This window comes from Neomegalonema sp. (genome assembly GCF_028688855.1).
In the GTDB taxonomy this organism is placed as follows: Bacteria; Pseudomonadota; Alphaproteobacteria; order Rhodobacterales; family Rhodobacteraceae; genus Neomegalonema.
In genome coordinates, this window is sequence record NZ_JAQTXI010000010.1 from 70,666 (window position 1) to 92,470 (window position 21,805).

Genomic DNA, 21,805 nt, shown 5'->3' on the forward strand with positions numbered 1-21,805 from the left:
GACGCCCCCTCGCCGCAAGGCGAGGGGGTTTCTCTATGAGGATTCCCATGTTCTACCGTCCCGGCCGCGATCCGCACGGCCTGCCGCATGATCCGCTCAAGGCCTGCGTCGCGCCGCGCCCCATCGCCTGGGTGACGAGTCTGGACGCCGCTGGCGTCGTGAATCTCGCGCCCTTCAGCTTCTTCGCCATGGTCTCCGACGCGCCGCCGACGCTCATGATCTCGTGCAACGGGCGCAAGCCGGGCCTCGACGAGGCCAAGGACACGCGCCGCAACGTCGAGGCGGCGGGGGAGTTCGTCGTCAACATGGCGACCTGGGATCAGCGCGAGGCCGTGAGCCTCAGCAGCGCCGCCTACGCCGCCGGAACCAGCGAGGCCGAGGCTCTGGGGCTGGCTCTGGCGCCGGGCCGCGAGATCCGCACGCCGCATCTGGAGGCGGCGCCGGTCGCGCTGGAATGTCGGCTCTGGAGGATGGTCCCGCTGATGAATCCCGATGAGGCCATGATCTTGGGCGAGATCGTCGGAGTCCATATCCGCGACGAAGCCCTCACCGAGGGACATCTGGATCTCGCCCGGATCAAGCCTCTGGCGCGGCTGGGCTATCAGGAATATGCGGCGGTGGAGCGGGTCTTCGCCATCCCCCGGCCCAGGAAGCCGCAGGATTAGGCCGTCTTCTCCGCGAAGCCGCAGAGATCCCGCACCACGCAGATTCCGCATTTCGGCGCGCGCGCCGTGCAGACGTAGCGGCCATGCAGGATCAGCCAGTGATGCGCATGGAGCCGCCAGCGCTCCGGGACGACCCGCTCCAAGGCCGCCTCCACCGCCGCGACGTCCTTCCCCGGCGCCAGACCCGTCCGGTTCGAGACCCGGAAGACATGGGTGTCCACGGCGATGGTGGGCCAGCCGAAGCCGATGTTGAGCACCACGTTGGCCGTCTTGCGGCCCACGCCCGGCAGGGATTCCAGCGCCGCGCGATCCTCGGGAACCTCTCCGCCGAAATCCTCGACGAGGCGGCGGCTCAGGGCGAGGACGTTCTTCGCCTTGGTCTTGTAGAGCCCGATGGACTTGATGGCCTCGGTCAGGCTCTCTTCGCCGAGCGCGAGCATGGCTTGCGGCGTCCGGACCCTGGCGAAGAGCGGCCCCGTGGCCTTGTTCACGCCCTTGTCGGTGGCCTGGGCCGAGAGGACCACCGCCACCAGCAGCGTATAGAGATCGACGAAATCGAGTTCGCCTTTCGGCTCGGGCCTTTGCGCCGCGAGCCGGGCGAAGAATTCGTCGATCCGGTCCGGAGTCATGAGGGAGGGAAGGCTCAGCGCCCCGCCTCCGCGAGTTCGAACCAGCGGCGTCCGGCTCGGCTGGTCACGCCGCCGAGGAAGGCCACCAGATCCGCCGACATCTCTTCGGTGAAGCGGTCGGGCGCCGCCGAGCCGAAGAGCAGCAGGCCGCCGGGGCGTCCGGGGCCGAAGTCGAGCCGCACCAGAGCTTCCGTCGCGATGGGCGCGCCCTGGTCGTGCAGGCCCAGAGTCATGCGCAGGGCGGGACGCAGCACGCAGCCTTGTCCCGAGGCGCCCATCAGCCGAGCCAGAGCCGCCGCGTCGATCCAGCGGGCGCCGCCTCCGCCCGGCAGGGCCGGAAGGCCCCGCTCCAGGCAGAGCGCCACCGATTCCAGATCGAAGATCGTCCGGAAGCCCTCGGTGGCGGCCTCGACGAAGCCGGCGAAGCTGGCCGCGTCCAGCACGGCGAGGGTCGCCGCGCGCATGGACTCCGCCGCGAGGGCGTTCAGCTCGATGGTCTCGATCAGGTCGTCCCGCAGCGCGGTCAGTTCGGCGACGCGCTGCTGGAGCCGCCGGATGGCGGCGCTTTCATAGCTCAGCACGTTGTCGCCGCTCTGGCGGCTGCGGACCTCCAGAGCGGCCCGCGCCAGATCGGGGTCGTCCCGGAAGATGCCGGGGTGGATCTTCAGGAAGCTGCGGACGGCCTCCGGATCGAGGCGTCTGGCCTCGCGCAGAGAAACGTCCCGAGCCTGTTCGTCGCGCATCGATGCTCCCCTCGAAGCCCCGCCCCCGAAGCCCCCGGGCTCCGTCAACTCTTCCTTAAATGATAGATTGCCCGGTTTTCGCCCAGTCCGCAACAAAGGCCGCGAGCCCCTTGTCGGTCAGCGGATGGTTCGCCAGCAGCTTGACCACGTTCGGCGGAATGGTGGCGACGTCGGCGCCGATCTTGGCCGCCTGCTGGACGTGATTGACGTTGCGGATCGAGGCGGCCAGAATCTGGGTCCTGAAGCGGTAGTTGTCGTAGATCTCGCGGATGTCGGCGATCAGCTCCATCCCTTCGAGGCCGATGTCGTCGAGCCGCCCGATGAAGGGCGAGATGTAGGCCGCGCCCGCCTTGGCCGCGAGCAGCGCCTGAGCCGAGGAGAAGCACAGCGTGACGTTCACCGGAGTCCCGGCGTCGGAGAGGGCGCGGCAGGTCTTGAGGCCGTCCCAGGTCAGGGGCACCTTCACCGCCACGTTGGAGGCGATGGCCGCGAGCTTCCGGCCTTCCTTCAGCATGGTCTCGAAATCGGTGGAGGCGACTTCGGCGCTGACGTGGCCGGGGACGAGGTCGCAGATCTCGGCGATCACGTCGAGGAACTGGCGGCCCGATTTCGCGATCAGCGAGGGATTGGTGGTCACGCCGTCGACCATGCCGGTGGCGGCGAGGTCGCGGATCTCGGCGATCTCCGCCGTGTCGATGAAGAATTTCATGGAGGCTCTCCTGATCGGCCGCAGGGCGCGGCGCAAGGCCGCTTTCCCGGCTTCTAAGCCATTCGACGGAGCTTCGCCAGAGAGCTTCTCCTTCCGCGAAGGGGCGGCCAGATGAGCGGGACGCGGATTCCGGTCTTGCTGCCTCTGCCTTTCGAGGGGCCTCTGGATTATCTCGCGCCCGAGGGGCTGGACCTCGCGCCGGGAACCTGGATCGAGACGAAGATCCTCGGCCGCCGCACCCTCGGCGTGGTCTGGGATCCGCCGCAGAGCGAGGAGGGCAGGCCGCCGGAGTCGAAGCTCAAGCCGATCCTGCGGGCTCTGGACCTGCCGCCGATGCGCGCCGAGACCCGCCGCTTCCTGGAGCGCATGGCCGATTACACCCTGACTCCTCTGGGCATGGCCTTGCGGCTGGGCGCCCGCGCCCCGGGTCTGGAGGCGCCGCCTCAGGAGAAGCGCGGCTGGCGTCTGGCGGAGACTCCGCCGCCGGACGTCGAGTCGACTTCGGCGCGCAGGCGCGTGCTGGCGGTCTTCGAGACGGGCCCCATGCGGGCGCTCAGCTCCTCGGAGATCGCCATGGCGGCGGGAGTCAGCGCAGGCGTGATCCAGGGGCTGGTCAAGATCGGGGCTCTGGTCCCCGAGGCCATGGCCCGCAAGGCGCCGGGCGCCGGGCTGAAGCCCGATCACGCTCCGCCGAAGCTCAACCCCGATCAGGCCGAGGCCGCCGCGGCCTTGCGTCTGGCGGCTGCGGAGCGGCGTTATCAGGGGATCCTCCTCGACGGCGCGACGGGCTCGGGCAAGACGGAGACCTATCTCGAAGCCGTGGCCGAGACGATCCGTCAGGGGCGTCAGGCTCTGGTGCTGCTGCCCGAGATCGCGCTCACCGCCGATTTCGCCGCCCGCGTCGAAAGGCGCTTCGGGGCCAGGGCCGCCGAATGGCATTCCGGCCTGAGCGGTCCGCAAAGGACGCGGCTCTGGCGCAGCGTCGCCGAGGGCGAGACCCAACTCGTGATCGGGGCGCGTTCGGCGCTGTTCCTGCCCTTCGCGAATCTGGGTCTGGCGGTGGTCGACGAGGAGCATGATTCGAGCTACAAGCAGGAGGAGGTCGTCCTCTACAGCGCCCGCGACATGGCGGTGCTGCGCGGCGCGACCGAAGGCTTTCCGGTGGTCCTCGTCTCCGCGACGCCCTCGCTGGAGACCTGGGCCAACGCCGAAGCCGGGCGCTATCGCCGCCTGAGGCTGCCGACCCGTCACGGCGGCGCCAGACCGCCCGAGATCCTCGCGGTGGATCTGCGGCTCGATCCTCCCGAGCGCGGGCGCTGGCTGAGTCCGAAGCTGGTCGAGGCGGCGAAGGAATCTCTGGCGCGCGGCGAACAGGCCCTGTTCTTCCTCAACCGCCGGGGCTACGCGCCTCTGACCATCTGCCGCAAATGCGGCTGGCGGGCCGGATGCCCCCATTGCTCGGCCTGGCTGGTGGAGCATCGCGCGCGCGGACGCCTCGTCTGTCATCATTGCGGCCACGCCGAGCCCATTCCGGCCAAATGCCCCAAATGCGAAGCCGAGGACCAGATCGTTCCGGTCGGCCCCGGCGTGGAGCGCGTCGCGGAGGAGGCGAAGGCGCTGTTTCCGGAAGCGCGTCTGGCGGTGCTCTCCTCGGACCTCATGCCGGACGGCGCCGCCCTGCGCGCCGAGATCGCCCGAATCGCCGCCGGAGAAGCCGACGTGATCGTCGGCACCCAGATCGTCGCCAAGGGGCACAACTTCCCGAATCTCACCATGATGGGCGTGGTGGACGCCGACATCGGCCTTCAGGGCGGCGATCTGCGCGCGGGCGAACGCACGGTGCAATTGCTGCTGCAGGCGGCGGGGCGCGTGGGCCGGGCCGAAAAGCCGGGCCGCGCCTTCCTCCAGACCACCGCGCCGGATCATCCGGTGATGCGGGCCATCCTCTCGGGAGACGGCGAGGCCTTCCGCCGCGCCGAGGCCGCCTTGCGCCGCGAAACCGAGGATCCGCCCTATGGGCGTCTGGCGGCGGTGATCGTGGCGGGCGAATCCGAAGAGGAGGTCCGGGCGGCGGCTCAGGATCTGGCGCGGCGGGCGGACCCGATTCTCGATCTCGGGGCGACTCTCTACGGCCCCGCGCCTGCGCCTTTCGCGCGCCTGCGCGGAAAATGGCGCATGCGGCTGCTGGCCCGCTTCGAGCGCGCCCTTTCGCCGCAGAACGCCTTGCGGGCCTGGCGGGCGCGGGTGAAGCCCGCTCCGGGGGTGCGGATCGTCTTCGACGTTGATCCGCAATCCTTTCTCTAGCTTCTTTCGTCTGAAGCTTTTGCGAATCCTTCGTGAATTCCGGCGGAATCGCGCAGGAGGCGACTCGGCGCAGGCGCCCTGGCGGCGCCCTGGAGGCTCGGGCGCAGACCCGGCTGCGGCGAATTTCCCTCTCCTGAGTCCATCCTTTCGGCTCGCCCCCCGTTGCCACCCGAAAAACCTTGTGTTAGCAAGCGCCCGGATCGGGGGAAAAGCGAGGCGCAAGCGGCGCTCCGCGCGCAGTCGCGCAATTTTCCGCGATCGACGCGATCTTTGATTGGCGCGATCTTTCGGAAAGGGGCGCATGTGACGCAAGGAACCGCCACGCTCGCCGGAGCCGCCGGCCGATACGCCTCCGCGCTCTTCGATCTCGCCGACGAGGCGAAAGCGCTTGACGCGGTCGAACGCGAGCTGACTGGCCTGGGCGAACTCATCGCCACCAACCCCGATCTGGGCCGCGTGGTCTCCAGCCCCGCCTACAGCCGGGAGGATCAGGGCCGCGTGATGGCCTCCATCCTCGACCGGCTGAACGCCTCGGAGCTGTCGCGCAAGTTCGTCGGGCTGATGGCCGGCAAGGGCCGCCTCCACCTGCTGCCCGCCGCGCTCGAAGGCTTCAAGACCCTGCTCTCCGCCCATCGCGGGATCGTCGAGGCCGAAGTGGCCTCCGCCCGCCCGCTGGACGAAGCGCGCAAGGCCGAACTCATCCGCAGCCTTGAAGCCTCCGAAGGGCGCAAGGTCTCGCTGAAGACCCGCGTCGACCCCGCGCTGCTGGGCGGCCTCGTGGTCAGGATCGGCAGCAAAATGATCGACGCCAGCTTGCGCGCCAAGCTCGCCCGCCTGCAACTCGCCATGAAAGAGGTCGGTAGATGAACATCCAGGCCGCAGAGATCTCCGCGATCCTGAAGGAGCAGATCCAGAATTTCGGCCAGGAAGCCGAGGTCTCCGAGATCGGCCGCGTCCTCAGCGTCGGCGACGGCGTGGCGCGCATCTACGGCCTCGACAACATCCAGGCCGGCGAGATGGTCGAATTCGACGGCGGCCTGCGCGGCATGGCGCTGAACCTCGAGGCCGACAACGTCGGCGTCGTGCTGTTCGGCGACGACCGCGGCGTGAAGGAAGGCGCCATCGCCCGCCGCACCAAGGCCATCGTGGACGTGCCCGTGGGCCGCGGCCTGCTCGGCCGCGTGGTCAACGGCCTCGGCGACCCCATCGACGGCAAGGGCCCCCTGACGGACGTCGTGCGCGCCCGCGCCGAGGTCAAGGCCCCCGGCATCATCCCGCGCAAGTCGGTCCATGAGCCCATGCTCACCGGCCTGAAGTCGGTGGACGCCCTGATCCCCATCGGCCGCGGCCAGCGCGAGCTGATCATCGGCGACCGTCAGACCGGCAAGACCGCCATCGCGCTCGACGCCATCCTGAACCAGAAGTCCTACAACGAGACCTACGCCTCGGACGAGAGCAAGAAGCTCTATTGCGTCTATGTGGCCATCGGTCAGAAGCGCTCCACCGTGGCGCAGTTCGTGCGCAAGCTCGAAGAGCAGGGCGCGCTGGACTACTCCATCGTCGTGGCCGCCACCGCCTCCGATCCGGCGCCGCTGCAGTTCCTCGCGCCCTACACCGGCGCGGCCATCGCGGAGTATTTCCGCGACAACGGCATGCACGCCCTGATCATCTACGACGATCTCTCCAAGCAGGCCGTCGCCTACCGCCAGATGTCGCTTCTGCTGCGCCGTCCGCCGGGCCGCGAAGCCTACCCGGGCGACGTGTTCTATCTGCACTCCCGCCTTCTGGAGCGCGCCGCGAAGCTCAACGACGACCATGGCAACGGCTCCATGACCGCCCTGCCGGTCATCGAGACCCAGGCTGGCGACGTCTCGGCCTATATCCCGACCAACGTGATCTCGATCACCGACGGTCAGATCTTCCTCGAGACCGAACTGTTCTTCCAGGGCGTGCGCCCGGCGGTGAACGTCGGCCTTTCGGTGTCGCGCGTCGGCTCCTCGGCCCAGACCAAGGCGATGAAGTCGGTCGCGGGCTCGATCAAGCTGGAGCTCGCGCAGTATCGCGAGATGGCCGCCTTCGCGCAGTTCGGCTCCGATCTCGACGCCGCGACCCAGCAGCTGCTCAACCGCGGCGCCCGCCTGACCGAGCTGCTCAAGCAGCCGCAATACGCGCCCCTCACCAACGCCGAGACCGTGATCGTGCTCTTCGCGGGCACCCGCGGCTACCTCGACAAGCTGCCGGTGAAGGACGTGGGCCGCTTCGAAAAGGGCCTGCTGAGCTATCTGCGCACGCAGAAGAAGGATCTCCTCGACGACATCCGCACCAACGACCGCGCGGTCAAGGGCGAGCTCGAAGAGAAGATCCGCGGCGCGCTCGACGCCTACGCCAAGAGCTTCTCCTGAGGCCTGTTGACCGAGAGGGGAGGCGGCCATGCCGAGTCTGAAAAGTCTCAAGAACCGGATCAACAGCGTGAAGTCCACGCGGAAGATCACCAAGGCCATGCAGATGGTCGCGGCGGCCAAGCTCCGTCGCGCCCAGGAGGCCGCCGAAAGCGCCAGGCCCTACGCCCAGCGCATGGCGGCCGTGCTGGCCAATCTCGCGGGCTCGGCCAAGTCCGGCGCGGATGCTCATCCGCTGCTGGCGGGCCGGGGCGAGGAGAAGGTCCACCTGCTGGTGGTCGCCACCTCCGAGCGCGGCCTCGCGGGCGCCTTCAACAGCTCCATCGTGCGCCTGGCGCGCGAGCACGCCCGGCGTCTGAAGGCCGAGGGCAAGACCGTGAAGATCCTGCCGGTCGGCAAGAAGGGCCGCGACGCCCTCAAGCGCGACTTCGGCGACGCCTTCTACGGCAAGCCCATCGACTTCCAGGGCCTGAAGTCGGTCGGCTACGCCCAGGCGCAGCAGGTCTCCGACCGCGTGCTCTCGGGCTATGAGGCCGGAGACTTCGACGTGGCGACCTATTTCTTCGCCACCTTCAAGTCGGTGATCGCCCAGGAGCCCACCGCCCTGCGCGTCATCCCCGCCGAGATCCCCCCCGCGCCGGAAGGCGCGGAGACCGGCGGCGCTTCGGCGCAATACGAATACGAGCCCGACGAGGCGACGATCCTTTCGGATCTGCTGCCCCGCAACCTCACCGCCCAGATCTTCCGGGGACTCCTGGAGAACGCCGCCTCCGAGCAGGGCGCGCGCATGTCCGCCATGGACAACGCCACGCGCAACGCCGGAGACATCATCAAGAAGCTGACGGTCGAGTTCAACCGTTCGCGTCAGGCGGCGATCACCAAGGAGCTCATCGAGATCATCTCGGGCGCCGAGGCGCTCTGATGAGGCGCCTCCTCCTCCTGGTCGCGGTCGCGGCCCTGGGCTATCTCGCCTGGCCCTACTGGTGCGCTTACAGCCTCGCCAAAGGGGCCGAGACGGGAGACCGCGCGGCGCTCGAGCGTTACGTGGACTGGCCCGCGCTGCGGACCTCGGCGAAAGAGGAGGTCGGCGGCGCCCTCATGGCGGCGCAAGGCGCCCTGGGCGGCCTCGGAGTCGGCCCGAGCGCGGCCGATCTCGGTTCGGCGCTGGTGGGGCAGGCGGTGGACGCCGCCCTGACCCCTCAGGCCGTCTCCGAGATGATCGCCCGCTCGAAGAGCGGCGGCTCTGCGGGCGGGGCGGGCCGGACGGCGGGGCCCGGAGGGATCATTCCCGCGAAATTCTCGCGCGAGAACGTCAAATGGGCCTTCTTCGAAAGCCCGACCTCCTTCGTCGTCGATCTGGCGCCGAGGGCGGACCGCGAAGAAATCGTGAAGCTGCGCTTCAGGCTCGACGGCTTCGTCTGGAAGCTGTCGGACGTCGATCTGCCGCAGAACTTCAGCTTGTGAACCACGACGGACAACTTGGGATCGGAGATCAACCGTGACGAAAGCCATCGGGAAACTAACGCAGGTCATCGGCGCCGTCGTGGACGTGCAGTTCGCCGACGGCGAACTGCCTGAGATCCTCACCGCGCTGGAGACCGACAACAACGGCCAGCGCCTCATCCTCGAGGTCGCGCAGCATCTGGGCGAGAGCACCGTGCGCGCCGTCGCCATGGACACCACCGACGGCCTCGTGCGCGGTCAGGAAGTGCGCGACACCGGTTCGCCGATCTCGGTGCCCGTGGGCGACGCCACCTTGGGCCGCATCCTCAACGTCGTCGGCGAGCCCATCGACGAAAAGGGTCCGGTCAGCTCGGACCTGCGTCTGCCGATCCATCGCCCGGCGCCGGAATTCGCCGAGCAGTCCACCGAAGCCGAGATCCTCACCACCGGCATCAAGGTCATCGACCTGCTGGCGCCCTACTCCAAGGGCGGCAAGATCGGCCTCTTCGGCGGCGCGGGCGTGGGCAAGACGGTTCTGATTCAGGAGCTGATCAACAACATCGCCAAGGTGCATTCGGGCTTCTCGGTCTTCGCCGGCGTCGGCGAGCGCACCCGCGAGGGCAACGACCTCTATCACGAGTTCATCGACTCGGGCGTCATCAACAAGGACGACCTCTCCAAGTCGAAGGTGGCCCTCGTCTACGGCCAGATGAACGAGCCCCCCGGAGCCCGCCAGCGCGTGGCCCTGACCGGCCTGACCCTCGCTGAGCAGTTCCGCGACCAGTCCGGCACCGACGTGCTGTTCTTCGTCGACAACATCTTCCGCTTCACGCAGGCGGGCTCCGAGGTGTCGGCGCTTCTGGGCCGCATTCCTTCGGCGGTGGGCTATCAGCCGACGCTCGCCACCGACATGGGCGCCCTTCAGGAGCGCATCACCTCGACGCGCAACGGCTCGATCACCTCGGTGCAGGCGATCTACGTGCCCGCCGACGACCTCACCGACCCGGCGCCGGCCACCTCCTTCGCGCATCTCGACGCGACCACCGTGCTCTCGCGCGCCATCTCCGAGCTGGGCATCTACCCGGCCGTGGATCCGCTCGACTCCACCTCGCGCATCCTTGATCCGCTGGTCGTGGGCGAAGAGCACTACCAGGTCGCCCGCGACGTCCAGAACATCCTTCAGCGCTACAAGTCGCTGCAGGACATCATCGCCATCCTCGGCATGGACGAGCTCTCGGAAGAAGACAAGCTGACCGTGTCGCGCGCCCGCAAGGTGCAGCGCTTCCTGTCGCAGCCCTTCGACGTGGCCGCCGTCTTCACCGGTTCGCCCGGCGTGCAGGTGCCGCTGGAGAAGACCATCGACGGCTTCAAGCGCCTCGTGGCCGGCGAATACGACCATCTGCCCGAGTCCGCCTTCTACATGGTCGGCGACATCGACAGCGCCGTGGCCAAGGCCCAGAAGCTGGCCAAGGACGCCGCCTGACCGGTCCTGAACCCCCGAGGCGGGGCGCTCCGGCGCCTCGCCGCGACGCGACGCGCGCTCACGAAGAGGACGCCCCATGGCCGACAGCCTGACTTTCGATCTGGTCTCGCCCGCGAGGAAGCTGGCTTCCTTCCCGGTCTCGCAGGTGGTGATTCCCTCCGCGGCGGGCGACATGACCGCCATGCCGGGCCATGCGCCCACCGTGGCGACGCTGCGTCCCGGTCTGGTGCGGGCCTTCTCCGCCGAGGGCGAAAAGGCCTATCTGGTGATCGGCGGCTTCGCCGAGATCTCCGGCGACAGCGTGACCGTGCTGGCCGAGGAGGCTGAACCCCGCGAGGGCTTCGACGCCGCCCGGGTGGCCGATCTCGTGGCGAAGCAGGAGAAGCTCGCGGCCTCGCTGGAGGACGGCAGCGACGCCCGCCGCGCCGCCGAGGCCCGGCTCAACGACCTGCGCAATCTGGAGATCCTGGTCCGCGCCTGACGCGCCGCCCGGAACCCCGACGATCCTTCGCCCCCTTCCGCCCTGCGGGAGGGGGTTTTCGCATCGGGAGGGGCCTGCGCAGGCCGCCGCCTCGCCCGGCTTTCCGGGGGGAATGGTCTGCGGGAATGGATCGCATTTTAGCCATCTCGCGCCCGGCGCGACGGACGGACGGCGCACGAATAAATCTCCCCGCAAGGCGCCCGCGCCATCCTGCCCCCAGGATCCTGACGGCGGGGGCTGATACAGATGACCGAATCCGCGCAGCCTGTGCTGGACGCTCAGGCGCTGAACGACAACACCATGTCCGACCGCGGCCTGCAGGCCGAATTGTTCCAGATCTTCTTCGATCAGGCGACGCATTATCTCGACATGCTGCGGGACTCGGTCGTCGCGCGCGAGGCGGAGGCCTGGACGGCCGCCGCTCACGGCTTGCGCGGCGCCTCTCTGGCGCTGGGGCTGACGCGTCTGGCGCGCCGCGCCGCCCAGGCCGAGGCCTCGTCGCCCCGACCCGAGGCGGCGGAGGCTCTGGCGGCGGCGCTGGAGGAGTCCCGCCTCGCCGCCCTGCGCTATCTGGAGGAGAGCGCGGCCTGAAGCCTCGCCGGGCGAGGCCTTCGCGGCCGGATTCCGGACGGGGGCCTCGGCCCATCGCCCGCAAGCGGCCGCTCCGGAGGACAGGGAAGCCTATTTCGGCATCTCGGCCATCAGGCGCGCGACGACCGCCTGCTGGAACTCCTCCATCTGGGGCCCGAAGATCTCGAAGGTCTTCTGGGTGAAGGGGGCGGTCTTGGCGGCCACGCCCGCGCCTTCGGGCGATTCGTAGAAATCGATCATCGCCTGGAGCTCCGCCGGGGAATAGGTGAGGGCGGCGCTCTCGATCATGGCCTCCTCCATGCCGGGGCGGATCTTCGCGAACTCCTCCGTGAGGATCGACACGAGCTGCGCGCGGATCTCCTCGGGAAGGGTGTCCTGCATGGCCATCATCGAATCGATCACGTTGCCGCCGTAGAGATCGTCGTTCATCTTCTGGATGGCGGGCAGGCGGAGGTAACGCGCGGCGAGCGCCCGGTTTTCTTCCGTGGCCTCGCTGGCGGGCGCGGCCTCTTCGGCCTCTGCGGCCTCGGGCGTCGCCGCTTCAGCCTCTGCGGCCTCGGGCGCGGCCTTCTCGGCCGCTCCGGCCTCGACCCTGGGCGCGGCGGCGGGCTCTTCGGCCCGCAGGGGGCCGGCGGCGAAGGCGGCGAGGCTCGCGGCCAGCAGGAAACGCGGAAGCTTGGACATGGATTCCTCCTCAAGGCGCGTCAGGCGCCTGAGGGAGAGATAGGGGCTCGGGGCGAGGCTGCAAAGCGTTCCGCGCCGAAAGCCGGACTGGACGCCGTCAGACCAAGGCCTTATCCGGAGGCGCAGGTTTTGCGCTTGCCTCGGCGGGGGCAAGCTTCCTATGCCCAGACGGATGCTCTCCAGCTGATTCCCAAGGCGGCCCCATGTCCCGATCCGAGCCCGACGCCGTGCCTCCGGTCAACATCTGCCTCTATTGCGGCGCCTCCGGCGGGAAGGACCCCGCCTATCTGGAGTCGGCGCGTCGGTTCGGACGGGCTCTGGGCGAGTCGGGCGCGCGGCTGATCTACGGCGGAGGCGGAGACGGCATGATGGGCGCCGCCGCCGCCGCCTGCATGGAGGCCGGAGGCGAGGCCATCGGCGTCATCCCCCGGACCATGGTGCGGCGGGAATGGGCCAAGAAGGATCTGACTCAGCTTCTGATCGTCGAATCCATGCATACGCGCAAATCGGTGATGGCCTCCAACGCCGAGGGATTCGCGGCCCTGCCGGGAGGAATCGGCACGCTGGACGAATTCTTCGAGATCCTCGTCTGGGGCGATCTGAGCTTTCACGCCAAGCCCGTGGCTCTGGTGGACGTCAAGGGCTACTGGGATCCGCTGCTGAAGTTCCTCGATCACGCCGTGGAGGAAGGCTTCGTCTCGCCGCGCGCGCGGGAGAGGTTCTTCCTCGCGCCCGATCCCGAGACGGCGGCGCGCGAGCTGATCCGCGGCGCCGAGGCCCTGCGGGCCTCCGCTCCGCCGCGCCGCAGGGAGCCGCGCGGATGAACGGGGGCGAGCTTCTGAGCTACGTCGTGACCTTCCTGGAGATGACGGAGCGGCCTGCGCGGCCTTCGGCTCCGGCTCCGGCGGGGGCGCGGGTGGGGAGTCTCGCGCTGATGAAGGCGGAGCAGCCTCCGGCGAGCTATTTCCTCTATCTCTACCGGGCGGTGGGCGGGCGCTGGCAATGGAGCGACTGGCTCGCCCGTCCGCGCGCCGAGGCCGAGGCCTTCGCGGGCCATCCGCAGGTCGAGACCTTCGTCCTGCATCGCGAGGGCGTTCCGGCGGGATTCTTCATGCTGGACTTCCGCGACCCGGAGGGCGAAGCCGGAGGGCCCGGATCTTGCGAGCTGTCCTATCTGGGTCTGGTGGAGTCGGCGCGGGGTCTGGGTCTGGGCGGCTGGCTTCTGGGAGCGGCTCTGGCGCGCGCCTGGGAGAGGCCGCTCCGCCGCCTGAAGGTCGAGACCTGCACGCTCGATCATCCGGGCGCGCTGGCGCTCTATCAGAAAGCCGGCTTCGTCCCGACGGGACGGGCCGAAAGAACGCGTCGCTTCATGGATCCGGAAATCTTCGGGTTCTGAGCGGGCGGCGGGCGCCCTGCGGCCCCGCGGCTCTTGGCGAGCGGCCGATTTATGTTATGCCTCTGCGCGCGAAAGCGGCGAGTCGCTTCAGGATAAGGTCTGATGGATATTTCTCCGAATGTGATCGACGGCGTCGTGATCGGCGTGATCTTCGTCTCGGCGATCCTCGCCTGGTCGCGAGGATTCACGCGCGAGGCGCTCGGGCTGGTGGGCTGGGCTCTGGCCGCCCTGGGCGCCGCGGCGGCCGCGCCTCTGCTGATGCCCTACATGACGGGGCTGCCGGTGGTCGGCGGGATGCTGACCGGCAATTGCACCTTCACGCTCGGGGCGGCCTTCCTGATCGCCTTCGCGGTGATTCTGGCGATCCTCGGGATCCTCACCCCGTCGCTCGGCGACGCGGTGCGCGGATCGGCCATCGGGGGTCTCGACAAGGCGCTGGGCTTTCTCTTCGGCGCGGCGCGCGGCGTGCTTCTGGTGGCGGTGGCGGCCTGGGCGCTGCATGCTCTGGGGCTGACCGACAGCCTCGCCCTGCAGGAGGCCCGCACGGGCGGCTTCCTGAACGATCTGCGCGACGGTCTGGCCAAGGCTCTGCCGACCGAGGTTCCCGGCTGGGCCTCGGGCCGCGTGGACGGGCTGCTCTCGACCTGCGCGCCGACCTCCGCCCCCGCTCCGGTCGGGACCGGGGCCGAACAGCTGTGAGGCGCGGGGACGGCCTTCGGGTCGTCCCTCTCCATTCCCCGGGTCGGCTCTTGTGGATCCGGGGGCGCGCTTCCTTAATGACGCGACGCGGCCGCTTCGAACGGCGCTTCCGCCTTTCGGGTCGGGGCCGCGCTCCAAGGAGATGACGCTCATGACCCGCGATGCGCGCGAAGGCGCTCCCTGGGATTCGGGGACAGGGAATCTGGACGGGGAGGCGCCGCGCGAGGAGTGCGGCGTCTTCGGCGTGTTCGGAGCCGCCGACGCTTCGGCTCTGGTGGCGCTGGGGCTGCATGCGCTCCAGCATCGCGGACAGGAGGCGGGAGGAATCGTCGTCTACGACGAGGCCCGCAGCGAATTCCACGCCGAGCGCCGCCTCGGGCTGGTGCGCGACAACTTCACCAGCAAGGAGGCCATCGAGGCCCTGCCCGGAGACAAGGCCATCGGCCATGTCCGCTACTCCACGGCGGGCGGCAAGGGCACCCAGACGGCCTTGCGCAACGTCCAGCCGCTCTTCGCCGAATTCGAGCCCGGCGGCTGCGCGGTGGCTCATAACGGCAATCTGACCAACGCGGTGCATCTGCGGCGCTATCTGACCCAGCGCGGATCGATCTTCCAGTCCGATTCGGACACGGAATGCATCATCCATCTCATGGCGCGCTCGATTCAGGGCCCGATCCGCGAGCGCATGGAGGACGCCCTCCGCGCCGTGGAGGGCTCCTTCTCGGTGGTCGCCCTGACGCGGGGCATGATGATCGGCGTGCGCGATCCTCTGGGGATGCGGCCTCTGGTGATCGGGCGGCGGGGCGAGGCCTGGGTTCTGGCCTCCGAGACCTGCGCCCTCGACATCATTGGCGCGGAATATCTGCGCGACGTCGAGCCCGGCGAGATGGTCACCATCACCGAAGAGGGCCTGCGCAGCTCGCGGCCCTTCCCGCCGGCCGCGCGGCGCTTCTGCATCTTCGAATACGTCTATTTCGCGCGCCCCGACAGCTTCGTGGACGGGCGCGGCGTCTACGAGACCCGCCGCCGCATCGGCGAGGAGCTGGCCCGCGAACAGCCCGTGGACGCCGACATCGTCTGTCCCGTGCCCGACAGCGGCGTGCCCGCCGCCATCGGCTACGCCCGGGAGTCGGGGATTCCCTTCGATTACGGCATCATCCGCAATCACTACATCGGCCGCACCTTCATCGAGCCGAGCGAGCAGATCCGGCATATGGGCGTGCGGCTCAAGCTGAACGTCAACCGCGCGCTCGTCGAGGGCAAGCGGGTGATCCTGGTCGACGATTCCGTGGTGCGGGGCACCACCTCGCTGAAGATCATGCAGATGGTCCGCGACGCAGGCGCCAGGGAGGTGCATTTCCGCATCGCCTCGCCGCCGACCTCCTGGCCCTGCTATTACGGCGTCGACACGCCCGAGCGCGACAAGCTGCTGGCGGCTCATCACGACGTCGAGGGCATGCGCCGCTTCATCGGCGTGGACAGCCTCGGCTTCATCTCGCTGGACGGGCTCTACCGGGCCTGCGGCGAAGCCGAGGGCCGCCGCGCCGCCGCGCCGCAATTCTGCGACGCCTGTTTCTCGGGCGATTATCCGATCCGTCCGCGCGACGCGGAGGCCGGGCTCACGGGGCCGGGCTGCGCGCCGAAACGGCCGATCCTGGTGACGAGGAAGGCCTCATGAGCAAGCGTTTCGCGGACAGGGTCGCGCTGGTCTTCGGGGCCTCGCGCGGATTGGGCCGGGCCATCGCCCAGGAGCTGGGCGAGGCGGGGGCTCAGGTGATCGCCTCGGCCCGCACCGTGGGCGCCCTGAACGAGCTCGACGACGTGGTGAAGGACGCGGGCGGGCCGCCTCTGGTGCAGGCGCCGCTCGACCTGATGGACGCCGCCGCTCTGGACCGTCTCGGCGCGGCGATCTTCGAGCGCTGGGGCCGTCTGGACATCCTGGTCAACTGCGCGGCCCATGCGCCGCCGCTGACTCCGGTGGGCCACGCCTCCTTCAAGGACGTGGACCGCGCCTTCGGGGTGAACGCCCTGGCGGTCCAGCGCATGGTGCGGGCCTTCGATCCTCTGCTTTCGGCGGCGCCTTCGGCGCGGGCGCTCTTCATGACCGACGACAAGACCAGCCGCGCCTACTGGGGGCCCTATGCGGCCTCCAAGGCGGCGGGGGCGGCCTTCGCGGCGGCCTATCGCGCCGAGAAGGAATCGGGAACGGTCAAGGTGGAGATCTACGCGCCGCCCGCCATGCCGACCGCCCTGCGCGGCCGGTTCTATCCGGGAGAGGACCGCAGCAAGCTCGCCAAGCCGCGTCAGGTGGCCGCCGACGTGGTGGGCAAGCTGCTCGCCATCTGAGGGCGCGGTTCCGGTGCGACTGAAGAAGCTCCATGCGGAGCGGGGAGACGCGGGGAGATGATCGTGAAGGGATGGGGCGCCCGGGCGGCGGGTCTTGCGGCGGGCGTTCTGACGGCGTCTCCGGCCTGGGCTCAGGTCTGCGCCGAGCGCAAGCCCGACTGGGACGGCCTGCCGGTTCCGTGGCGCGTGGATCTGGTGGAGTTCCTCATCACGCCGCCGGGTCTGGGCGTGATCATCGTGGTCTGCGTGGCGCTGATGTTCGGAAGGGCCTGGCTGCTGGGTCTGGCGGCGGGGCTCTGCGCCGTCGTGGCCGCGCTGCGCTTCCTGCGCACGGAGGCCGCCGACTTCGCCATGGGCGCCGAGGGCTGCGCGCCCGATCCCGCCGTCACGGGCGTGGTCCTTGCGGCTCTGGCTCTGGCTCTGGCGGCTCTGGCCTTGTGGCGTCGGCGCGCGCTGCGGCGGCTCTGAGCTTCAGCCGCCCGCCTCCGCCTCCAGGCGTCGTTTCAGGCGCCTGAGCATCCCGCCCACGATCAGTCTGTGGGCGGGGCCGACCGGCAGCATGTAGGCGCGTCCGAAGGCGTTGTGGGTCACGACCGAGGATGTGATCGTGAGCCTGCGCCCTTCGACGGAGAGGCAGATCATCACGTCGAGATGCCTGTCCCGCTCGGTGAGGACCAGCATCCGCGGGTCGAGGTGCTCCACGAGGAAGAAATCCAGATGATCGCCGACGGCGACCTGCGTCCGGGGCTCGCCCGAGAATCCGCCGATCCGCTTCACGCCGAAGCGCGCGGAGATCGCGTCCCTGACGCGGAAGGCCGCCTTCAGCAGGGGATGGGGCCGCTCCATGAGGAGATTCCACGCCTCCAGGGGCGCGAGCGCGCGGGGCAGGAGCGCGGAGCGGCTGTCATGGTAATACAGCTCCGCCGGAGTCTTCAGGACGGGCAGGCCTTCATGCAGGATCATGGCCGGACTCCTCCGGCGCCTCGCGAGATCCTAACTCAGCGCCTGTTTCACCTTCAGCGCCAGATCCTTCAGCGAAAAGGGCTTGGGCAGGAAGAGGAATTCCTCGCCGCTGCGGAGATTCTTGCGGAAGGCCTCCTCGGCGTAGCCCGAGATGAAGAGGATCCGCGTGTCGCGGCCCAATTCGCGGATGCGCCCGAGCAGGGTCGGGCCGTCCATGTTCGGCATCACCACGTCCGAGATGATGAGGTCGATCTTCTGGCTCTCGTCGGCGAGCAGCTCCAGCGCCTCTTCGCCCGAGGCGGCCTGAAGCACCTGATAGCCCCGCACCTCCAGAGCCCGTGAAGCGAAGCTGCGCACGGCGGCTTCGTCCTCGACCAGCAGGATCAGCCCCTTGCCGGAGAGATCGCGCGTCGCGGGAGCCAGGGCGGCTTCGGCGGCGGCCTCATGGGCGTGGCGGGGCAGGAAGATGCGGAAACAGGTGCCCTGGCCGAGCTCGCTCTCGACGAAGACGAAGCCGTCCATCTGCTTCACCGCGCCGTAGACGCTCGCCAGCCCGAGCCCCGTGCCGTTCGCGCCCTTGGTGCTGAAGAAGGGCTCGAAGATCTTGCCGAGATTCTCGCGCGGGATGCCGGTGCCCGTGTCGCGCACCTCGATCAGCACGTAGTCGGCGGGCGGCAGGATCGGATTGTCGAGCCGCGCGGCCTCCTCGCGGGCCACGTTGCGCGAGGAGATCGCGATGGAGCCCCCCTGAGGCATGGCGTCCCGGGCGTTGATGACCAGATTCATCAGCACCGAAAAGAAGGCGTCCGGATCGATGTTCACCGGCCAGAGGTCGCGGGCGTAATGGGGCGCCTCGAAGCGGATGCGCTCGCTGCTCATGCGGTGGAGCATGTGGATGTTCTCGGAGAAGTACTCCGCCAGCCGCACGGGGCGCTTCTTCAGCGTCTGCTGACGCGAGAAGGCCAGAAGATGCCGCACCAGAGCCGCGCCGCGATTGGCGGTCTGCTTGACCTGGTTGATGTCGGCGAAGCCGGGATCTCCGGCTTCGTGGGTCTGGAGCAGAAGGTCGCAATGGCCGATGATGACCGTCAGCAGATTGTTGAAGTCATGGGCCAGATTGCCGACCAGCTGTCCGATGGCCTGCATCTTCTGCGACTGGGCGAATTTCAGCTCCAGCGAACGCTGCTCCGAGACGTCGATGAAATAGGCGAGGATCGCGCCGGAATCTCCGCCCTCGCGGGCCATGAAGATCTGCGCGATGCGCGGGGGGCCCTCGCGGTCGGGGAGATGGGCCTCGAAGGGCTTGACCGCCTCTCCCGCCGCCAGAGCCCGCAGGGCCGCGTCGAATTCGCGCCGGTCCTCGAGCTTCACCGCCGCCGCCAGGGAGGCTCCCGGATTCAGCGCCCCGTGAGTCAGGCGCAGCATGTGGTCGTTGGACTCGATGACCAGGCCCTCGGCGTCGGCCACCGCGATGGCCAGAGGCGCGGCCTCGAAATATTGCGGCAGACGCGGCGCGCCCGGCGCGCGGGCCTGGGCGCGGGCGGCGCGCATCACGAAGCCATGAGCCTCGGCGGCGCCTTCGGGGCCGCGCAGGAGGCGCTGGGCCACCTCCGCCGCGCCGCCGCCGCGCAGACGGGCCCCCACGCGGATCTCTTCGTTCTCGGGGGCGAGGGCGGGCGAAAGGGCCGCCGCGCCTTCCTCGAAGAGGTCTTCGAGACGGGCGGGCATGTCGCCGGGGGCGCGGCCCGCGAGGGCCAGAAGCGCCGGATTGGCCTCCAGCAGGGCGCCGCCGCGATCCGCCCGGTAATAGCCGATGGGCAGATCCGCGCAGAGCGGAGCCCCGACCGCCGCCGCCTCGGGTTCGGCGACGGGCGCCGGAGCGGGCTCCTCGCGGCGGATGCGCCAGAGGGTCTCCCCCTTGCCGCGCGCCAGGCGCGAGACCGAAGCATGGAACCGCGCGCCGCCGGGCGCCTGAAAGGCGTCCTCCGCGGCGCCGGAGTCCAGAGCGCCCCGGATCAGACGATAGATCCGGCCTTCCGCGTCGGAATCCGACCCGAGCATCACCGCCAGACGCCGCCGCCCTCCCGGGCCCGAAGCGACATGGGCGAAGAGCCGCCGTCCCGCGCGGTTGGCGCCCAGAGCCGCCCCGAGATCGTCCACCAGCACATAGGCGTCGGCGGCCTCTTCGAGGGCGTAGATGGCTTCGAGGGTGTTCTGTCCGCGCCGGGCGAGGTCGAGGCTCCAGCCCACGCCCGCCGCCGTGGCCGCGCCCAGCGCCGCCGCGCCGCTCATGAGCAGCACCCGCAGGCTCGGGTCGGCGGGGCCGGCGGCGCCGATCCAGACGGCCGCGCCTGCTCCCAGGCCCGCCGCGGCGGCGGCGAGCGCCACGCGCCATCCTGCGCCCGGACCGACCGGGCGCGAAGGGGGCTGGCTGGCTAGGAAGTCGGCCATGTGAAAAACCCTGAGGAGAAAGTCATTTGTCAGAGGCGTCTTAAGGAAGAGCGTAAAGCCAATCGCTGAACGCTCTCTTAACCATGCCCGAAGCGCGCCAGATAAAAACCATCCGTGTTCAGGGCGCCCGGCGCGAGGCTCCAGCCGGAGGACGCCCCCTCCGGGCCGGAGGGCAGGGCGCGCAGATCGGGCCTCAGGGCGAGAAAGGCCTCGGCCACGCGTTGATTCTCCGCCTGAAACAGCGAGCAGGTCACATAGGACAGACGCCCTCCCGGACGCAGCAGCCGCGCCGCCTCCTCCAGGATCCGCAGCTGAAGGCGGGAGACCTCCGCCAGCTTCCCGGGAGTCATGCGCCATTTCGCCTCAGGATCGCGCCGCCAGGAGCCCGAACCCGAACAGGGGGCGTCCACGAAAACGTGATCCGCCGTCCCCTCCAGCCCGCGCAGATCGGGGCGGAGCGTGATTCGCGCTCCGGCGCGTTCGGCCCGCATGGGGATCTCGGCCATGCGGCGCGGCGCGACGTCATGGGCGTAGATCCGGCCCTCGCCCCGCATCAGCGCCGCCAGAGCCAGAGCCTTGCCGCCGCCGCCCGCGCAATAATCCACGAGGGTCTCGCCGGGAAGCGGAAGGCTGGCCGCCGCCACGGCCTGGGAGCCTGCGTCCTGGATCTCCACCAGCCCCTCCCGATAGGCTTGCGAGGCGTGGATCTTCGCGCCCTCCGGCGCGCGCAGGGCCGTGGCGCAGATCGCCAGAGGCTCCGTCTCGATCCCCTCCTCGCGCAGGGCCTCGCGGGCCTCCTCGCGGGAGGCCTTCAGCAGATTGGCCCGCAGATCCGGCGGGGCCCGCTCGCGCAGGGCCGCGAGAGTCGCCTCCAGATCCGCCCCGAGAGAGGCCTGCGCCTCGGGCCAGAGCGCGTCCGGCCAGTCGAGGCGCACCGGAGCGGGGGCCTCGGCCAGAGGGCGCAGGGCCGCGAGGGCCCGCGTCTCGGCGGCGGTCAGGGCAGGGGGCGCGTGGCCTTCTCCGGTGAAGAGGCTCTCCGGCGCGCCGCCCTCGGCCAGAACCCGCCCGAGCACGAGGCTGCGCCCCGTCTCCTCCAGCCCGAGCGGCCAGAGCAGAGAGCGCCGACGCCGCAGGATTCCATAGACCAGATCCGCGATGGCGGCCCGGTCGCGCGATCCGGCGAAGCGGCGGGCGCGGCCCCAGTCGACCAGAATCCGGTCGATCAGCCCGCCGCTCTCCAGCCAGTGGTCGAGGATCTCGATGGCGGCGGAGAGCCGCGCCGCGGGCGTCATGCGAAGAAGAGCGCAGGCAGGACCAGAGCCGCCCAGAACAGCCCCAGAGCCGCGAAGCCGAGTCCGAAGGCCAGACCCCGACGCTTCACGATGTTGGCCCCGAGATGCTCGGAGGCGTGCCAGACCCGCGTCAGCGCGAAGACCAGCGCCAGAATCGCCAGCAGCCAGTTGGCCGAGCCGATGGCGAAGGCGATCCCCACCCCCGCGAAGAAGAGCACCGGCAATTCATACTGATTGGCCAGATTGGCCTGAGCCTGACGCGCCGGAGCAGGCCAGAGGCTCGCATCGAGAGCGGTGTCCTGAAGCTTGAGGCCCGCCTTGATCGCCGCGCTCCGGCGTCGGGCGAGCACGACGTAGACCGCGAAGGTCAGCGCGACCTGCAAGGCGGCGGAGAGCAGAAGCACGAGAGCGGGAGCGGTCACGGCGAGCGCCTTTCCGGTTGATCCGAGAGGCCGGAAACATGCCGCTCCCCGGCTCGAAAGGCAAGACGCGGGGAGGGCGAGGCGGATTGCGGGCTTCGCGCGGCT

The 21,805-nt window shown here is 69.6% G+C and carries 23 protein-coding genes; 15 read left to right on the forward strand and 8 right to left on the reverse strand.

All coding sequences use genetic code 11. The annotated features are described in order from the left end of the window. Positions 1–47: 47 nt before the first annotated feature. Positions 48–665, forward strand: a complete 618-nt coding sequence (locus PHN62_RS09380) for a flavin reductase family protein (RefSeq protein ID WP_300149531.1) — start codon at positions 48–50, stop codon at positions 663–665. Here the strand turns inward: PHN62_RS09380 and nth are convergent. The 3 genes from nth to fsa are packed head-to-tail and all read right to left on the reverse strand — an operon-like array spanning position 662 to position 2,746. Beyond that, the gene (gene nth / locus PHN62_RS09385; RefSeq protein WP_300149533.1) at positions 662–1,294 is read right to left on the reverse strand and encodes an endonuclease III; all 633 of its coding nucleotides are present in this window, start codon (positions 1,292–1,294) and stop codon (positions 662–664) included. The two genes, PHN62_RS09380 and nth, sit on opposite strands and share 4 nt — an antisense overlap. Before the next feature lie 14 nt (positions 1,295–1,308). After that, positions 1,309–2,037, reverse strand: coding sequence for a DUF484 family protein (locus tag PHN62_RS09390; RefSeq protein WP_300149536.1), 729 nt, complete (start codon positions 2,035–2,037; stop codon positions 1,309–1,311). A 55-nt stretch (positions 2,038–2,092) separates the two neighbouring features. Continuing rightward, positions 2,093–2,746, reverse strand: coding sequence for a fructose-6-phosphate aldolase (fsa, locus tag PHN62_RS09395; RefSeq protein ID WP_300149539.1), 654 nt, complete (start codon positions 2,744–2,746; stop codon positions 2,093–2,095). A 111-nt stretch (positions 2,747–2,857) separates the two neighbouring features. Between fsa and PHN62_RS09400 the strand changes: the two genes are divergently transcribed. The 8 genes from PHN62_RS09400 to PHN62_RS09435 all read left to right on the forward strand — a co-directional run bounded on the left by PHN62_RS09400 (position 2,858) and on the right by PHN62_RS09435 (position 11,447). Then, the gene (locus PHN62_RS09400; protein ID WP_300149541.1) at positions 2,858–5,050 is read left to right on the forward strand and encodes a primosomal protein N'; all 2,193 of its coding nucleotides are present in this window, start codon (positions 2,858–2,860) and stop codon (positions 5,048–5,050) included. Between the two features lie 303 nt (positions 5,051–5,353). Continuing rightward, on the forward strand, positions 5,354–5,917 hold the full coding sequence (locus PHN62_RS09405; RefSeq protein ID WP_300149543.1) for a F0F1 ATP synthase subunit delta: 564 nt from the start codon (positions 5,354–5,356) through the stop codon (positions 5,915–5,917). Then, a complete protein-coding gene (gene atpA, locus PHN62_RS09410; protein WP_300149546.1) occupies positions 5,914–7,452 on the forward strand; it encodes a F0F1 ATP synthase subunit alpha in 1,539 nt (512 codons plus the stop codon). Before PHN62_RS09405 ends, atpA begins: the two co-directional genes overlap by 4 nt. Positions 7,453–7,480: 28 nt before the next feature. After that, positions 7,481–8,371, forward strand: coding sequence for a F0F1 ATP synthase subunit gamma (locus PHN62_RS09415; RefSeq protein WP_300149548.1), 891 nt, complete (start codon positions 7,481–7,483; stop codon positions 8,369–8,371). Then, positions 8,371–8,913 carry a DUF2939 domain-containing protein gene (locus tag PHN62_RS09420; protein ID WP_300149551.1) on the forward strand — a complete coding sequence of 181 codons (543 nt, stop codon included), beginning with the start codon at positions 8,371–8,373 and terminating at the stop codon, positions 8,911–8,913. Before PHN62_RS09415 ends, PHN62_RS09420 begins: the two co-directional genes overlap by 1 nt. A gap of 34 nt (positions 8,914–8,947) precedes the next feature. Continuing rightward, positions 8,948–10,375 (forward strand): F0F1 ATP synthase subunit beta, encoded by a 1,428-nt coding sequence (gene atpD / locus PHN62_RS09425; RefSeq protein WP_300149552.1) that lies wholly within the window; start codon positions 8,948–8,950, stop codon positions 10,373–10,375. Positions 10,376–10,451: 76 nt separating this feature from the next. Next, a complete protein-coding gene (gene atpC, locus PHN62_RS09430; protein ID WP_300149553.1) occupies positions 10,452–10,856 on the forward strand; it encodes an ATP synthase F1 subunit epsilon in 405 nt (134 codons plus the stop codon). A 246-nt stretch (positions 10,857–11,102) separates the two neighbouring features. After that, positions 11,103–11,447, forward strand: a complete 345-nt coding sequence (locus tag PHN62_RS09435) for an Hpt domain-containing protein (protein ID WP_300149555.1) — start codon at positions 11,103–11,105, stop codon at positions 11,445–11,447. Between the two features lie 90 nt (positions 11,448–11,537). On the opposite strand, the gene PHN62_RS09440 is transcribed toward PHN62_RS09435, so the two are convergent. After that, entirely contained in the window at positions 11,538–12,131 is a 594-nt protein-coding gene (locus PHN62_RS09440; RefSeq protein WP_300149557.1) for a hypothetical protein, read from the reverse strand. Between the two features lie 203 nt (positions 12,132–12,334). Between PHN62_RS09440 and PHN62_RS09445 the strand changes: the two genes are divergently transcribed. The 6 genes from PHN62_RS09445 (at position 12,335) to PHN62_RS09470 (ending at position 17,040) form a co-directional block, all read left to right on the forward strand. Next, complete coding sequence (locus PHN62_RS09445) at positions 12,335–12,955, forward strand: TIGR00730 family Rossman fold protein (RefSeq protein WP_300149559.1); 621 nt, start codon at positions 12,335–12,337, stop codon at positions 12,953–12,955. Further along, the gene (locus tag PHN62_RS09450) at positions 12,952–13,527 is read left to right on the forward strand and encodes a GNAT family N-acetyltransferase (RefSeq protein WP_300149562.1); all 576 of its coding nucleotides are present in this window, start codon (positions 12,952–12,954) and stop codon (positions 13,525–13,527) included. Before PHN62_RS09445 ends, PHN62_RS09450 begins: the two co-directional genes overlap by 4 nt. A gap of 102 nt (positions 13,528–13,629) precedes the next feature. Continuing rightward, on the forward strand, positions 13,630–14,226 hold the full coding sequence (locus PHN62_RS09455; RefSeq protein ID WP_300149565.1) for a CvpA family protein: 597 nt from the start codon (positions 13,630–13,632) through the stop codon (positions 14,224–14,226). A 151-nt stretch (positions 14,227–14,377) separates the two neighbouring features. Continuing rightward, positions 14,378–15,904, forward strand: coding sequence for an amidophosphoribosyltransferase (gene purF / locus PHN62_RS09460; RefSeq protein WP_300149567.1), 1,527 nt, complete (start codon positions 14,378–14,380; stop codon positions 15,902–15,904). After that, the gene (locus PHN62_RS09465; protein ID WP_300149569.1) at positions 15,901–16,572 is read left to right on the forward strand and encodes an SDR family NAD(P)-dependent oxidoreductase; all 672 of its coding nucleotides are present in this window, start codon (positions 15,901–15,903) and stop codon (positions 16,570–16,572) included. Before purF ends, PHN62_RS09465 begins: the two co-directional genes overlap by 4 nt. A gap of 57 nt (positions 16,573–16,629) precedes the next feature. Beyond that, positions 16,630–17,040, forward strand: a complete 411-nt coding sequence (locus PHN62_RS09470) for a hypothetical protein (RefSeq protein WP_300149572.1) — start codon at positions 16,630–16,632, stop codon at positions 17,038–17,040. A gap of 3 nt (positions 17,041–17,043) precedes the next feature. Here the strand turns inward: PHN62_RS09470 and PHN62_RS09475 are convergent, their stop codons facing one another. The 4 genes from PHN62_RS09475 to PHN62_RS09490 form a co-directional block, all read right to left on the reverse strand. Then, positions 17,044–17,535 (reverse strand): DUF2867 domain-containing protein, encoded by a 492-nt coding sequence (locus PHN62_RS09475; RefSeq protein ID WP_300149575.1) that lies wholly within the window; start codon positions 17,533–17,535, stop codon positions 17,044–17,046. Between the two features lie 30 nt (positions 17,536–17,565). After that, entirely contained in the window at positions 17,566–19,986 is a 2,421-nt protein-coding gene (locus tag PHN62_RS09480; RefSeq protein ID WP_300149577.1) for a response regulator, read from the reverse strand. Between the two features lie 77 nt (positions 19,987–20,063). Further along, on the reverse strand, positions 20,064–21,278 hold the full coding sequence (locus tag PHN62_RS09485) for an RsmB/NOP family class I SAM-dependent RNA methyltransferase (RefSeq protein ID WP_300149581.1): 1,215 nt from the start codon (positions 21,276–21,278) through the stop codon (positions 20,064–20,066). Further along, positions 21,275–21,700, reverse strand: coding sequence for an MAPEG family protein (locus PHN62_RS09490; protein WP_300149584.1), 426 nt, complete (start codon positions 21,698–21,700; stop codon positions 21,275–21,277). The genes PHN62_RS09485 and PHN62_RS09490 overlap by 4 nt, the downstream gene beginning before the upstream one ends. Positions 21,701–21,805 lie beyond the last annotated feature (105 nt).

What these genes read in the sequence shown, in the direction of transcription:
- atpC (WP_300149553.1), top strand. Translation starts at nt 10,452, where the DNA reads ATGGCCGACAGCCTGACTTTCGATCTGGTCTCGCCCGCGAGGAAGCTG.
- PHN62_RS09420 (WP_300149551.1), top strand. Translation starts at nt 8,371, where the DNA reads ATGAGGCGCCTCCTCCTCCTGGTCGCGGTCGCGGCCCTGGGCTATCTC.
- PHN62_RS09480 (WP_300149577.1), bottom strand. Translation starts at nt 19,986, where the DNA reads ATGGCCGACTTCCTAGCCAGCCAGCCCCCTTCGCGCCCGGTCGGTCCG.
- PHN62_RS09390 (WP_300149536.1), bottom strand. Translation starts at nt 2,037, where the DNA reads ATGCGCGACGAACAGGCTCGGGACGTTTCTCTGCGCGAGGCCAGACGC.
- PHN62_RS09450 (WP_300149562.1), top strand. Translation starts at nt 12,952, where the DNA reads ATGAACGGGGGCGAGCTTCTGAGCTACGTCGTGACCTTCCTGGAGATG.
- PHN62_RS09475 (WP_300149575.1), bottom strand. Translation starts at nt 17,535, where the DNA reads ATGATCCTGCATGAAGGCCTGCCCGTCCTGAAGACTCCGGCGGAGCTG.
- PHN62_RS09445 (WP_300149559.1), top strand. Translation starts at nt 12,335, where the DNA reads ATGTCCCGATCCGAGCCCGACGCCGTGCCTCCGGTCAACATCTGCCTC.
- PHN62_RS09485 (WP_300149581.1), bottom strand. Translation starts at nt 21,278, where the DNA reads ATGACGCCCGCGGCGCGGCTCTCCGCCGCCATCGAGATCCTCGACCAC.
- fsa (WP_300149539.1), bottom strand. Translation starts at nt 2,746, where the DNA reads ATGAAATTCTTCATCGACACGGCGGAGATCGCCGAGATCCGCGACCTC.
- PHN62_RS09440 (WP_300149557.1), bottom strand. Translation starts at nt 12,131, where the DNA reads ATGTCCAAGCTTCCGCGTTTCCTGCTGGCCGCGAGCCTCGCCGCCTTC.
- PHN62_RS09380 (WP_300149531.1), top strand. Translation starts at nt 48, where the DNA reads ATGTTCTACCGTCCCGGCCGCGATCCGCACGGCCTGCCGCATGATCCG.
- PHN62_RS09465 (WP_300149569.1), top strand. Translation starts at nt 15,901, where the DNA reads ATGAGCAAGCGTTTCGCGGACAGGGTCGCGCTGGTCTTCGGGGCCTCG.
- PHN62_RS09470 (WP_300149572.1), top strand. Translation starts at nt 16,630, where the DNA reads ATGATCGTGAAGGGATGGGGCGCCCGGGCGGCGGGTCTTGCGGCGGGC.
- PHN62_RS09415 (WP_300149548.1), top strand. Translation starts at nt 7,481, where the DNA reads ATGCCGAGTCTGAAAAGTCTCAAGAACCGGATCAACAGCGTGAAGTCC.
- PHN62_RS09400 (WP_300149541.1), top strand. Translation starts at nt 2,858, where the DNA reads ATGAGCGGGACGCGGATTCCGGTCTTGCTGCCTCTGCCTTTCGAGGGG.
- nth (WP_300149533.1), bottom strand. Translation starts at nt 1,294, where the DNA reads ATGACTCCGGACCGGATCGACGAATTCTTCGCCCGGCTCGCGGCGCAA.
- PHN62_RS09455 (WP_300149565.1), top strand. Translation starts at nt 13,630, where the DNA reads ATGGATATTTCTCCGAATGTGATCGACGGCGTCGTGATCGGCGTGATC.
- purF (WP_300149567.1), top strand. Translation starts at nt 14,378, where the DNA reads ATGACCCGCGATGCGCGCGAAGGCGCTCCCTGGGATTCGGGGACAGGG.
- atpA (WP_300149546.1), top strand. Translation starts at nt 5,914, where the DNA reads ATGAACATCCAGGCCGCAGAGATCTCCGCGATCCTGAAGGAGCAGATC.
- PHN62_RS09435 (WP_300149555.1), top strand. Translation starts at nt 11,103, where the DNA reads ATGACCGAATCCGCGCAGCCTGTGCTGGACGCTCAGGCGCTGAACGAC.